The following is an 11,445-nucleotide window of genomic DNA, read 5'->3' on the forward strand; positions in this document are numbered from 1 at the left end:
CTCCCCGCCCCCCACACGATGCAAAGAGGCCCGCCGCCCGGCGGCCGCCACGGTCTGTGCCCCTCGGGAGGATCCGCGATGACCGCCAGCCTGGAGCAGCTACGCCGGTGCCACTTCGCCGTCGATCTGGGGGCGGCGCGGACGCGGGTCTACGTCAAGGGCGCCGGGCTTGTCGTGGACCAGCCGTCCGCCGCGGCCGTGAACACCAACACCGGCGCACTGATCGCGGTCGGCGAGCTCGCGGAGAAGATGACCGGCCGCACCCCCCAGCACATCCGTGTCGTACGGCCGGTGTCCGGCGGCACGGTCGTCGACATCGAGATGGCCCAGCGGATGCTGCGGCATCTGCTCGGCGACAAGGTCCGCCGCACGCTGCGCCGCAAGCCCGGACTCCGGGCCGCCGCCTGCATCCCGCACGACGCCGGCCCGCTCGCCCGGCGGGCGACGACCGAGACGCTCGTCGGTCTCGGCGCCCGCCGCGTCGAACTCGTCGACACCCTCATCGCCGCCGCCGTCGGCTGCGGACTGCCCGTCGAGCAGCCCGAGGCCACCATGGTCCTGGTGTGCGGCGCGGCCGCGACGCAGGTCGCCGTGCTGTCCCTCGGCTCCATCGTCACCGCCGAACGCATCCCGGTCGGCGGCGAGGCCGTCGACAACGCGATCGTGCTGCATCTGCGGCACGAGCACGAACTCGTGCTGCCGAGTCAGTCGGTACGCCCGCTGCAGCTGGCCCTGTCCGGCAACGGACTCACCCCGCACGGGCCGACGTCGACGGAGATCCACGGCCGGGATGTGGCCACCGGCCTGCCCCGCTCCGTCCGGATCGACACCGCCGCCGTGCGCGAGGCCATCCAGACCCCGCTCACCGCCGTGCTCGACGGCATCGGCAAGGCGCTGCGGGAGTGCCCGCCCGACCTGGTGGCCGACCTCGCCGACCGGGGGATCATGATGGTCGGCGGCAGCGCCCTGCTCCCCGGGTTCGATCAGATGCTGCGGCAGGCCACCGGGATGCCGGTGCACATCGCCGAACGGCCCGACGTGTGCGCTGTGCGGGGCCTCGGCACCATGCTGGAGGGCAGGGTCGAGCCGCTGGAGCTGAACTCGCTGGACCAGGTGAGCCCGCCAGCGCCGTGAGCGGCCCGGGGCAGGGCGCGGTCCCCGCCCTTGGGGTGTAGCGCGCGGTGCGCCGGGAAGGCGCACTTGCAGCATCGTCGGGCCGGCGTCCGCCGCCCGGTGGTGAGACGGGGGCCCACACGGACCTGGAAGGCGGTGACATGAACTCAGTGGCACCACTCCCCCTCGCGAAGCGGTTACGGCCACTCGCCATCGACGGCCGCACCGACGGCACGGGCCGGTCGGTGCTCAGCGCACGAGGAGAACTCGTCCACGGGTGCGCGGACACCCTGGCCGGCGTGCTGGCCGAACTGCCCGTCCACACCTGCCGGATAGAGCTGGACATGGCCAGGGTGATCTTCATGGACACGGCGGGAGGGCAGTTCCTGGACGTCCTGCACGACCACGGCCGACGGCACCTGATCCCGGTCTCGGCCACGAACTGGCGGGGCCAGCCGCGCCGGGTCCTGGAACTGTTCGGCCTGGACGCGACGGACCCGCTGCGCTCCACGGCACCGGACCCCGCCCCGGCACCCGGCCCCGCCCCGACACCCTCCGCGGTGTCCCTCGAGCGCGCGGAGCAACTGCACGAACTGCGCGAGGAGATCACCCAGTTGCGCAAGGCGATCGCCTCCCGCCCGGTGATCGACCAGGCCCGCGGCATCCTCATGGCCACCCACGCCTGCACGTCCGACGAGGCCTGGCACATCCTCCGTGCGGCCTCCCAGCTCTCCAACACCAAGCTCCACAAGGTGGCCGCGGCCGTCACGGCCGGCGCCGGATCCGACGGCCCGTCACTTCCGGAGGAGCTGCGCACGGCCCTGCGCAGGGCAGTCGCCCGGTGTCGGGTCTGACGCCTGAGGATGCCGGTCAGCAGCCGCCCGAGGAGGCCGGGGCGCCGATGCCGATCCGGAGGGTGGTGGGCGCGGCGCAGCAGCCGCCGTCCTCGCCGCTCCGGGCCGCGTCGGGGTCGTCGAACAGTCCGGCGCCGCCGCACACACCGGTCTCCGGCAGGGTCAGTTCGACGCGTTCGGCGGCCTCCCGGTCTCCGGCGATCGCGGCGGCGACCGAGCGCACCTGCTCGTAGCCGGTCATCGCGAGGAACGTGGGGGCGCGGCCGTAGGACTTCATGCCGGCCAGGTAGACGTCCTTCTCCGGGTGGGACAGCTCGCCCACGCCGTGCGGGTAGACGGTGCCGCAGGAGTGCACGTTGGGGTCGATGAGCGGGGCGAGGGCGGTCGGTGCCTGCAGACGTTCGTCGAGGCCGAGGCGGATCTCGGAGAGGAAGGACAGGTCGGGGCGGAAGCCGGTCAGCACGATGACCTCGTCGACCGGGTCCAGGCGGCGGCCGTCCTCGGCGACGAGGACGAGCCGGTCGCCGTCGCGCTCCACCGACTCCGTACGGAATCCGGTGGCCGCGCTCGCGTGGCCGTCCTCGACCGCGGCCTTGGCGCGCAGGCCGAGGGCTCCGCGGGCGGGAAGCTGGTCGGCCTCGCCGCCGCCGTACGTGGAACCGGTGATCCCACGGCGCAGGATCCACACCGCGTGCGTGCCGGCTTCCTCCTTCGCCAGGTCGGCCAGCTGGGCGAGGGCCGTGAAGGCGGACGCCCCGGAACCCACGACCGCGGTGCGCTTACCCGCGTAACGGGCCCGCACGGCCGGGTCCTTCAGGTCCGGCACGCGGTACGAGATGTGCTCGGCGGCCGCCTTCTCGCCGAGGGCGGGCAGGCCGTCGGCTCCCATGGGGCCGGGTACGGCCCAGGTGCCGGAGGCGTCCACGACGGCACGGGCCATGAGGCGCTCCTCGCGGCCGCCGGCCGACTCGATGTGCACGGTGAAGGGCTGCTCGTCGCGGCCGGAGTCGACGATACGGTCCCGGCCCGCCCGCGCCACGCCGGTCACCCGGGCGCCGTAGCGGACCCGGTCGCCCAGGACGTCGGCGAGCGGCTGCAGATACAGCTCGGCCCAGTCCCCGCCGGTGGGATACGCCGCCCCGTCGGGGCGGACCCAGCCGGTCGGCGCGAGCAGCTTCTCGGCGGCCGGGTCGACGAGCTCGGCCCAGGGGGAGAACAGCCGGACGTGCGACCAGTCGCGCACGGCGGTGCCCGCGGCCGGGCCGGCCTCCAGGACCAGCGGTTCGATGCCACGCTCCACGAGGTGGGCGGCGGCGGCCAGGCCGACCGGGCCGGCTCCGACGATCACGACGGGCAACTGGTCGGTGGTGTGCGTGCTCACGAGGCTCCCCTTTGCTTCGACGTTCGTCGATGTCTTGCAGCGGCAAGCATGGCAGCTGATTCGACACAGGTCAATATAGACATGCACCGAATCAGCTGCTTCGACATGTGCCAACATTGATGCATGTCGAACACCAAGGTGCTGCCGCTGCTCGAACCGGAGGCGCCCGCGGCCGAAGCTCCGTGCTGCCCGCCGCTGGCCGAGCGCCCCTTCACCGCGGAGGAGGCCGAGCGGACGGCGAAGATGTTCAAGGCGCTCGGCGATCCGGTGCGCCTGCGGCTGTTCTCGCTGGTCGCCTCGCACGAGGGCGGCGAGGCGTGTGTGTGCGACATCTCCGACGTGGGCGTCTCCCAGCCGACCGTCTCCCACCACCTGAAGAAGCTCAGGGAAGCCGGCCTGCTCACCTCCGAGCGGCGCGGCACCTGGGTCTACTACAAGGTCGCGCCGTCCGTCGTGGCAGCAATGGGCCAGATGCTCGCCCTGCCGCGTGCAGGCGCATGACCACCACCCGGGCGGTCCGCCTCATACGTCGGAGGCAGTCCGGCCGGTCGTGAAGACGACCGCCACGAGCGCCAGCCCGACCACGGCACCGACCAACTGCATCCCGACGAACGCCGGCACGGAACCCGGCGCGATCCCCGCAAAGGTGTCGCTGAAGGCGCGGCCGATCGTCACCGCCGGATTGGCGAAGGACGTGGACGAGGTGAACCAGTACGCGGCGCCGATGTACGAGGCCACGGCGACCGGCGCGAAACGCAGCCGGTCGGTGCGGGCCAGGCCGAAGATCACCAGGACCAGCCCCGCGGTGGCAACCACCTCGCCCAGCAGCAGGTTCCCGGCCGAGCGGTCGTGCGTGGACCACTCCACCAGCGGCTCGCCGAACATGGCGTTCGCCAGTACCGCGCCTGCGATCGCGCCGGCGATCTGAGCCGGGACGTAGACGCCCGCCTCGCGCAGAGTGACCCCCGTTCCGCCACGCCGCGAGGTCCACCACTCGGCCAGGGTGACCGCCGGGTTGAAGTGCGCCCCGGAGACCGGGCCGAGCAGCGCGATCAGCACGCCGAGACCGAAGACCGTGGCGAGCGAGTTGGCCAGCAGCTGCACGCCCACGTCCCGGGTCAGCTCGGTGGCCTGGATGCCGGAGCCGACCACGACCGTCACCAGGGCCGCCGTACCCACCAGTTCGGCGGCCGCCCGGGCGACCAGGGGCGTACGCGGCGGTGTCGCCCCGGGCGCGGGCCGGGGCTCCGCGGCGGATGCGGCGGACTCCCCGGCGGGCTCCGCAAGGGACTCCGTCGCGGTCTCAGGCGTGGCGGTCAACAAAGACTCCTCGGTGCAGTCGCCTCGAACGGCGGGGATCAGGGGCAGGACCGCTTGTTGCCGGCCGCTGTGCGGGCGGACTCGGCCAGGTCGGCGAACTGCCCGGCGAGCGAAGCGATGACGTCCGGACGAAGCTTGTAGTACGTGTACCGGCCACACGGCTCCGTCTCCACGACCCCGGCCTCGCGCAGCACCCTCAGATGGTTGGAGAGGTTGGTCTGTCTGGCGCCCGTCTCCTCCACGAGGTGGGTGGTGCAGAGGGTTTCCCTGGCGAGCAGGGTCACGATCCGGAGCCTGAGCGGGTCGGCCAGAACCCGAATCAGATCAGTATCGACTGACGTCATCATGGACTGATACTGTCACATCAGCCGGGGCTGACACCAGCCTGGGCCGACCCCTGGGATCCGTACCCGACACCCCGTTGGGCCCCTGACCCGAAGAAGGGGGCATCATGAACGCCTCCACACCTCCTGTTCTGCCTGATCACCGCCTCGCGGCAGGCGTGGCACGGCTCGCGCTGCGCTACCGGGGCCACTTCTGCCCGGAGACCATCCAGCACGTCCTCACCGACTCCTACGGCCGTCTCGCCGCGCACGCTCATGTCCGCACCCACCTCGCTGTCCTGGCCGAGCATCTGACGACCGAGCGGCTCGATGCCCTCGCCCGCATCCAGGGCGCGCCGGGCACCGGCCTGCCGCGGGTGCTGTTCGTCTGCAGCCAGAACGCCGGACGCTCCCAGCTGGCCGCCGCCCTCCTCGCCCATCGCGCGGCGGGCCGCGTGGTGGTCTCCTCCGCGGGCCCGCGTCCCGCCGCCGAGGTCGCACCCGTCGTCGCGCAGGTACTGGCCGAGGCCGGCGTGGACCTCCCCGAGACCGCCTTCCCCAAGCCGCTGACCGAGGAGGTGGTCCAGGCCGCCGACATCATCATCACGATGGGCTGCGGCGACGCCTGCCCGGTCGTGCCCGGCCGCCGCTACCTGGACTGGCCCGTCGCCGACCCCGAGGGAGCCCCGGCCGACGTCGTCCGCGGCATCCGCGACGAGATCGACACCCACGTCACCGAACTGCTCGACTCCCTGCCCGGCACCTGAAACCGCCGGCCACCTGAACCCACCTGTTCACGCACCACTGTCGAACCACTTCGTGAAGGAAGAACCGATGTCCTCGACCCCGCTCGCCTCCGTGCTGTTCGTCTGCGTCCACAACGCGGGGCGTTCACAGATGGCCGCCGGATTCCTCACCCACCTCGCGGGCGACCGGATCGAGGTCCGCTCCGCCGGCTCCGTTCCGGGCGACCAGGTCAACCCGGCCGCCGTCGAGGCCATGAAGGAGGCCGGTATCGACATCTCCGAGGCCAGGCCGAAGATCCTCACCACCGAAGCGGTCCAGGCGTCCGACTACGTCATCACCATGGGCTGCGGCGACGCCTGCCCGGTCTTCCCCGGCAAGAAGTACCTCGACTGGGCGCTGGAGGACCCCGCGGGCAAGGGCGTGGAATCCGTACGCCCGATCCGGGACGAGATCAGGACCCGTATCGAGGCCCTGATCGCCGAGATCGACGCCCGGCAGAAGGCGTGACCTCAGGCGGTTGCGGCGGTCAGCCGAAGCGGCCGGAGATGTAGTCCTCGGTGCGCTGGTTGGAGGGGTTGGAGAAGATCCGCTCGGTCTCGTCGTACTCGACGAGCCGGCCGTGGCGTTCGCCCTTGTCGTCGACGTCCGCGGTGAAGAAGGCGGTGCGGTCGGAGACACGTGCGGCCTGCTGCATGTTGTGGGTGACGACGATGATCGTGAACTCCTGGGCGAGGTGCTCCATGAGGTCCTCGATCTTCATCGTGGCGATCGGGTCCAGGGCGGAACACGGCTCGTCCATCAGGATCACCTCCGGTTTGACCGCGATGGTGCGGGCGATGCACAGCCGCTGCTGCTGACCGCCGGAGAGGGCGAGCGCGGAGGTCTTGAGCTTGTCCTTGACCTCGTCCCACAGCGCCGCGTGGGTCAGTGTCTCCTCGACCAGGTCGTCGAGGTTGCCCTTGAAGCCGCCCACCCTCGGCCCGTACGCGATGTTGTCGTAGATCGACTTCGGGAACGGGTTGGGCTTCTGGAAGACCATGCCGATCCGGCGGCGCACCTCGATGGGGTCGACGTCGCGGCCGTACAGGTCCTCGTTGTGGTAGCGGATCTTGCCGACCACGCGGGCACCGGTGATGAGGTCGTTCATCCGGTTGAAGCAGCGGATCATCGTGGACTTGCCGCATCCCGACGGGCCGATCATGGCGGTGATCTGACGCCGCCCGATCGTCATGTTGACGTCGCGGACGGCCTCGTGGGCGCCGTAGAAGACCGACAGGCTGCCGACTTCGAAGACCGGTTCGGCCAAGGACGGGGCGCCGTGGTAGGTGACCTGCGGAATCCTGGTGCCGCCGGAGGAGTCGGGCGGAGGGGTCATGGCGGTCTCCTGCGGGAGGGGCGGTGGGCAGGGACGGTGTTCCGTCACCAGCGGTGGGAGTAGTGGTTGCGGAGCCAGATCGCCAGCGAGTTCATGGCCAGCAGGATGACCAGGAGTACGACGATGGCGGCCGAGGCGAGTGCGGTGAACTCGGCGCGGGACTGGCTGATCCAGTTGAAGATCTGGATCGGCAGCACCGTGAAGGGGCTCTCGACACCAGTGGGGTTGAAGGTGATGAAGGTCAGCCCGCCGAGCAGCAGCAGCGGGGCGGCCTCGCCGATCGCCCGGGACAGGGCGAGGATCGAGCCGGTCGCCATGCCGGGCACGGCCGCCGGGAGGATCTGCCGCCAGATGGTCTGCCACTGGGTGGCGCCCAGCGCGAGGGAGGCCTCACGGATGGACTGCGGTACGGCGCGGATCGCTTCCCGGGAGGCGATGATCACGGTCGGCAGGACCAGCAGCGACAGGGTGAGGGAGGCGGTCAGCACGGTCTGGCCGAAGCCGAGCCCGCGGGAGATGATGCCGAGCCCGAGGATGCCGTAGACGATCGACGGTACGGCCGCCAGGTTCTGGATGTTGATCTCGATGACACGGTTCCACCAGCGGTTCGGGTCCGCGTACTCCTCGAGGTAGATGGAGGCGAGGACCCCGGTCGGCAGGCAGTACAGCGCGGTGAAGGCGATCACCCAGATCGTGCCCATGATCGCCGACTGGGCGCCGGCCTGGGCCGGGTCGATGATGTCGGGGAAGTTCGACCAGATCCGCGAGTCCAGCCGCGGCCAGCCCTCGATCACCACGTACACCAGCAGCCAGACGAGGAAGACCACCCCGACGGCCAGCGACGCCCACAGGCTGAGCTGGAAGAACCGCTCGCGCAACGGGGTGCCGCGCCCCTTGAGCCGGGGTGCCTCCGGCATACCGGTGGTGGCGCCCTTGTCCAGGACGTCGGAGCCCATTACTCGTACACCTCCCGGTACTTGCGAACCAGGCGAATGCTGACCAGGTTCATCACCAGGGTCATCACGAACAGCAGCAGGCCCACCGCGAAGATCGTCCGATAGCCGATGGACCCGGTCGGCAGGTCGCCGATCCCGGCCGCGGCGATGAACGCGGTCATCGTCTGCATGCCCTCCAGCGGGTTGAAGGACAGGTTCGGACGGCCACCGGCCGCGATGGCCACGATCATCGTCTCGCCGATCGCCCGGGAGATACCGAGCACGATGGCGGCGACGATGCCGGACAGCGCGGCCGGGAAGACGACCCGCGTCGCCACCTGCATCCGTGAGGAGCCGAGTGCGTAGGCGCCGTCGCGCAGGTCGTTGGGCACCGCGTTCATCGAGTCCTCGGCGAGCGAGGCGACCGTCGGGATGATCATGATGCCCATGACGAAGCCCGCCGACAGGGCGTTGAAGACCTGCGGCGGGTCCCCGGCGGGCCAGATGTCCTGCAGCAGCGGCGTGATCGCGGTCAGCGCGAAGAAGCCGTAGACGACGGTGGGGATGCCCGCGAGCACCTCCAGCATCGGCTTGAAGAACGCACGGACCCTGCGGTGGGCGTACTCGCTCAGATACACCGCAGCGCCGAGCCCCAGCGGCACGGCGACCACCAGCGCGATGAGGGTGACCATCAGCGTGCCCGTGACCAGCGGCAGGACGCCGAAGTGCGGCGGACTGAACAGCGGCGACCAGTCGGTGCCGGTGATGAACTCACCGAAGCCGATCTCGCGGAAGAAGTCGACGGCCGGCGGGATCAGCGCGATGACGATACCGACGGTGGTCAGCACCGACACCAGCGCGGCGGCCACCAGGAGCACCTTGATCGCCCCCTCGCCGTAGCGCGGCCGGGACCGCTTCAGGAAACCGGGGCCGGGACTCATGAGCCCTGCTGCGCCTTGAGCGCGTCAAGGTCTCTCCGCAGCTCCGCCTCCTGCTCGGAGTTGAGCGGGACGAAGAGGGAACTCTCGGCGATCTCGGCGTTGCGCTCGACGTAGAACTCGACGAAGGCCAGGACCTCCGGCTTCTGCAGCGAGGACGCCTTGGGGTAGATGAACAACGGCCGCGACAGCGGCTTGTACGTGCCGTTCTGCACCGTCTGCCTGGTCGGCTCGACGCAGCCGCCACCGCCGTCGATCTTCAGCACCTTCAGCTCGTCCCTGTTCTCCTCGTAGTACGACAGCCCGAAGTACCCCAGGCCGCCCTTGGAGCCGGCGACGCCCTGGACGGTGACGTTGTCGTCCTCGCTGGGCGAGTAGTCGGTGCGGGAGGCGCCCTCCTCGCCGTTGACGGCCTCGGTGAAGTAGTCGAAGGTGCCCGAGTCGGTGCCCGCGCCGAAGAGTTCGAGCTTCTGGTCGGGGAACTTCGGGTCGACCTGGTTCCAGTTGTTCACCTTGGAGCCGGGCTCCCAGATCTTCCTCAACTGCTCGACGGTCAGGCATTCCGCCCAGTCGTTGTCCTTGTTGACCACGACGGACAGGCCGTCGTTGGCGACCTGGAACTCCTCGAACCTGACGCCGTTCTTCTCGCAGGCCGCCTTCTCGTCGTCGTCGATGGGGCGCGAGGCGTCGGAGATATCGGTCTCGCCGGCGCAGAACTTCTCGAAGCCGCCACCGGTACCGGACGTGCCGACCGTGATCCTGACGCCGGGGTTCTCCACCTGGAAGAGCTGGGCCGCCGCCGTGGACAGCGGGGCCACCGTGCTGGATCCATCCACCCTGATGGTGCCGGACAGCCGCGTGCCGTCGCTGCCGGAGCCCGCGTCGGCACCCCCGCACGCACCGGCCGCCATCACCACGGCGGCCGCCAGAGCCGGCGGAGCCGCGGCACGGCGCAACGAACGAATGCTCACGTGACTCTCGATCCTCGTGTCCGCCTGGTTTCCCGCCCCGTGCGAACGAGGCACACACCATGCCCCGCTTCGGACATTTGGATCAAATCTCGCACATACGGGCTTTCGGCGCACGCGAGGCAACTGAAGCGAGAAACGCCCCCATGGCCGAGCCCCCTTCCCGCACGCCGTACCTGTCCGCGGTGCACGGCTCCCCCGGGGGCTCCGGTGCCGGGCACCGGCAGGTGTCCGGCACCGGAGCCGTCCGCCGTGCTCCCCGCCGCCCATGGTGCAGCGGCACGGTTCATCAGCGCATTGCCGGTTCCCGGCAATGTTCACTAGGGTCTGCATGCCCGACGCCGTCAAGAAGGCATCAACGGGCACCAGGAAAGCGGGGGCAGATGGCGGAATCCGCGATACCCGAGGACTATCTCGACGGCTATGCCCAACTGCTGGCCGATGTCTCGGCCACCGGCCGCCGTCTGACCCGCGACGAGATCGAGTCCCGCCGCGCCCTGGGCGAACGGGCCGCCGACGCCGGATTCGGACTGCGTGCCCTGGTCGGCGCGCACCTGGCAGCGACCCGCGCCGCCTGGCCGAGTGGCCCAAGCTCCGCCGACAGCACGCTCGCCGCCGTGCAGCAGGCCGTCGACGCCTTCGCCGAGGGCTACGAACGCGCGCAACGCCTCGCCGTACGCCAGGAGGAGGCCGCCCGCCGGGAGTTCATCGACGACCTCCTGTACGGCCGCAGCGACCTCGGCCGCCTCGCCGAACGTGCCGAACGTTTCGGCCTGCGTCTGTCCCACGCCCACGCCGTCGCCGTCGCTCAGGGGCCGGCACCGTACGACGAGGGCGATCCGGTCACCCGCCAGGTGGAACAGGCCCTGATCGCCCGCTTCGGCGACCGCGACATCCTGCTCACCACCAAGGACGGCCGCCTGGTGTGCATCGCGCCCGGCGACCAGGACCAAGTGCTCTCCTCCTTTGCCGAGCAGGCGCATGTCGCCACCGACGGCGGCCGGGTCGCCGTCGGCCGCCCCCGGCCCGGTCCCGGCGGTGTCGTCCACTCCTACGAGGAGGCCCTCAACACCCTGGAACTCGCCGAGCGCCTCGACCTCGACGATCCCGTCCTGCTCGCCGCCGACCTGCTCGTCTATCCCGTCCTCACCCGCGACCGCCAGGCCATGGCCGACCTCGTCCAGGGCACCCTCGGACCGCTCACCACCGCCCGCGGCGGCGCGGAGGTCCTGTTGGACACCCTCACCGCCTACTTCGACTCCGGCTGCGTGGCCGCCGAGGCAGCCCGTCGCCTGAATCTGAGTGTCCGCGCGCTGACCTACCGTCTCGAACGCATCCGCAAACTGACCGGCGCCAACCCGGCCGACCCGGCGCACCGGTACATGCTCCAGACCGCGGTCATCGGCGCCCGCCTGCTGGACTGGCCCGGGCAGGCGCTCTGACGGCGGGGGCCACGCCTGAGGCGCCGTCGCCTCCCCCGTCGGAGGACGG

Annotated in this window: 13 protein-coding genes; 6 read left to right on the top strand and 7 right to left on the bottom strand. The window is 70.9% G+C overall.

Annotated elements, in window-relative coordinates:
- The first annotated feature begins 78 nt into the window (after positions 1-78).
- Both ACFV7R_RS13790 and ACFV7R_RS13795 read left to right on the top strand, forming a co-directional pair.
- Positions 79-1,134 carry a rod shape-determining protein gene (locus tag ACFV7R_RS13790; RefSeq protein ID WP_385263314.1) on the top strand — a complete coding sequence of 352 codons (1,056 nt, stop codon included), beginning with the start codon at positions 79-81 and terminating at the stop codon, positions 1,132-1,134.
- Between the two features lie 140 nt (positions 1,135-1,274).
- Positions 1,275-1,967, top strand: a complete 693-nt coding sequence (locus ACFV7R_RS13795) for an ANTAR domain-containing protein (RefSeq protein WP_385263316.1) — start codon at positions 1,275-1,277, stop codon at positions 1,965-1,967.
- A 16-nt stretch (positions 1,968-1,983) separates the two neighbouring features.
- Here ACFV7R_RS13795 and ACFV7R_RS13800 read toward each other — a convergent pair whose 3' ends face one another.
- Complete coding sequence (locus ACFV7R_RS13800) at positions 1,984-3,348, bottom strand: FAD-dependent oxidoreductase (protein WP_385263318.1); 1,365 nt, start codon at positions 3,346-3,348, stop codon at positions 1,984-1,986.
- 123 nt (positions 3,349-3,471) lie between these two features.
- Here ACFV7R_RS13800 and ACFV7R_RS13805 point away from each other — a divergent pair, with 123 nt between their 5' ends.
- A complete protein-coding gene (locus tag ACFV7R_RS13805) occupies positions 3,472-3,849 on the top strand; it encodes an ArsR/SmtB family transcription factor (protein WP_385263319.1) in 378 nt (125 codons plus the stop codon).
- A 21-nt stretch (positions 3,850-3,870) separates the two neighbouring features.
- On the opposite strand, the gene ACFV7R_RS13810 is transcribed toward ACFV7R_RS13805, so the two are convergent.
- Positions 3,871-4,668, bottom strand: a complete 798-nt coding sequence (locus ACFV7R_RS13810; protein ID WP_385263321.1) for an aquaporin — start codon at positions 4,666-4,668, stop codon at positions 3,871-3,873.
- A 38-nt stretch (positions 4,669-4,706) separates the two neighbouring features.
- Positions 4,707-5,015, bottom strand: coding sequence for an ArsR/SmtB family transcription factor (locus ACFV7R_RS13815; protein WP_385263323.1), 309 nt, complete (start codon positions 5,013-5,015; stop codon positions 4,707-4,709).
- Positions 5,016-5,119: 104 nt separating this feature from the next.
- Between ACFV7R_RS13815 and ACFV7R_RS13820 the strand changes: the two genes are divergently transcribed.
- Both ACFV7R_RS13820 and ACFV7R_RS13825 read left to right on the top strand, forming a co-directional pair.
- Entirely contained in the window at positions 5,120-5,758 is a 639-nt protein-coding gene (locus tag ACFV7R_RS13820; protein WP_385263324.1) for a low molecular weight phosphatase family protein, read from the top strand.
- 67 nt (positions 5,759-5,825) lie between these two features.
- Entirely contained in the window at positions 5,826-6,245 is a 420-nt protein-coding gene (locus ACFV7R_RS13825; RefSeq protein ID WP_129801936.1) for an arsenate reductase ArsC, read from the top strand.
- Between the two features lie 19 nt (positions 6,246-6,264).
- Here the strand turns inward: ACFV7R_RS13825 and pstB are convergent, their stop codons facing one another.
- The 4 genes from pstB to ACFV7R_RS13845 are packed head-to-tail and all read right to left on the bottom strand — an operon-like array spanning position 6,265 to position 9,957.
- Complete coding sequence (gene pstB / locus ACFV7R_RS13830) at positions 6,265-7,113, bottom strand: phosphate ABC transporter ATP-binding protein PstB (RefSeq protein ID WP_385263326.1); 849 nt, start codon at positions 7,111-7,113, stop codon at positions 6,265-6,267.
- Between the two features lie 44 nt (positions 7,114-7,157).
- On the bottom strand, positions 7,158-8,069 hold the full coding sequence (pstA, locus tag ACFV7R_RS13835) for a phosphate ABC transporter permease PstA (RefSeq protein ID WP_385263328.1): 912 nt from the start codon (positions 8,067-8,069) through the stop codon (positions 7,158-7,160).
- Positions 8,069-8,989 (bottom strand): phosphate ABC transporter permease subunit PstC, encoded by a 921-nt coding sequence (gene pstC / locus ACFV7R_RS13840; RefSeq protein ID WP_385263330.1) that lies wholly within the window; start codon positions 8,987-8,989, stop codon positions 8,069-8,071. Before pstC ends, pstA begins: the two co-directional genes overlap by 1 nt.
- Positions 8,986-9,957: a PstS family phosphate ABC transporter substrate-binding protein gene (locus tag ACFV7R_RS13845; protein ID WP_385263332.1), complete on the bottom strand. Its 972-nt coding sequence runs from the start codon at positions 9,955-9,957 to the stop codon at positions 8,986-8,988. Before ACFV7R_RS13845 ends, pstC begins: the two co-directional genes overlap by 4 nt.
- A 380-nt stretch (positions 9,958-10,337) precedes the next feature.
- On the opposite strand from ACFV7R_RS13845, the gene ACFV7R_RS13850 reads away from it, so the two are divergent.
- Positions 10,338-11,396 (top strand): PucR family transcriptional regulator, encoded by a 1,059-nt coding sequence (locus ACFV7R_RS13850; RefSeq protein ID WP_385263334.1) that lies wholly within the window; start codon positions 10,338-10,340, stop codon positions 11,394-11,396.
- Positions 11,397-11,445: the final 49 nt, after the last annotated feature.

The sequence above is a fragment of the Streptomyces sp. NPDC059866 genome (genome assembly GCF_042731325.1).
Taxonomy (GTDB): domain Bacteria; phylum Actinomycetota; class Actinomycetes; order Streptomycetales; family Streptomycetaceae; genus Streptomyces; species Streptomyces flavusporus.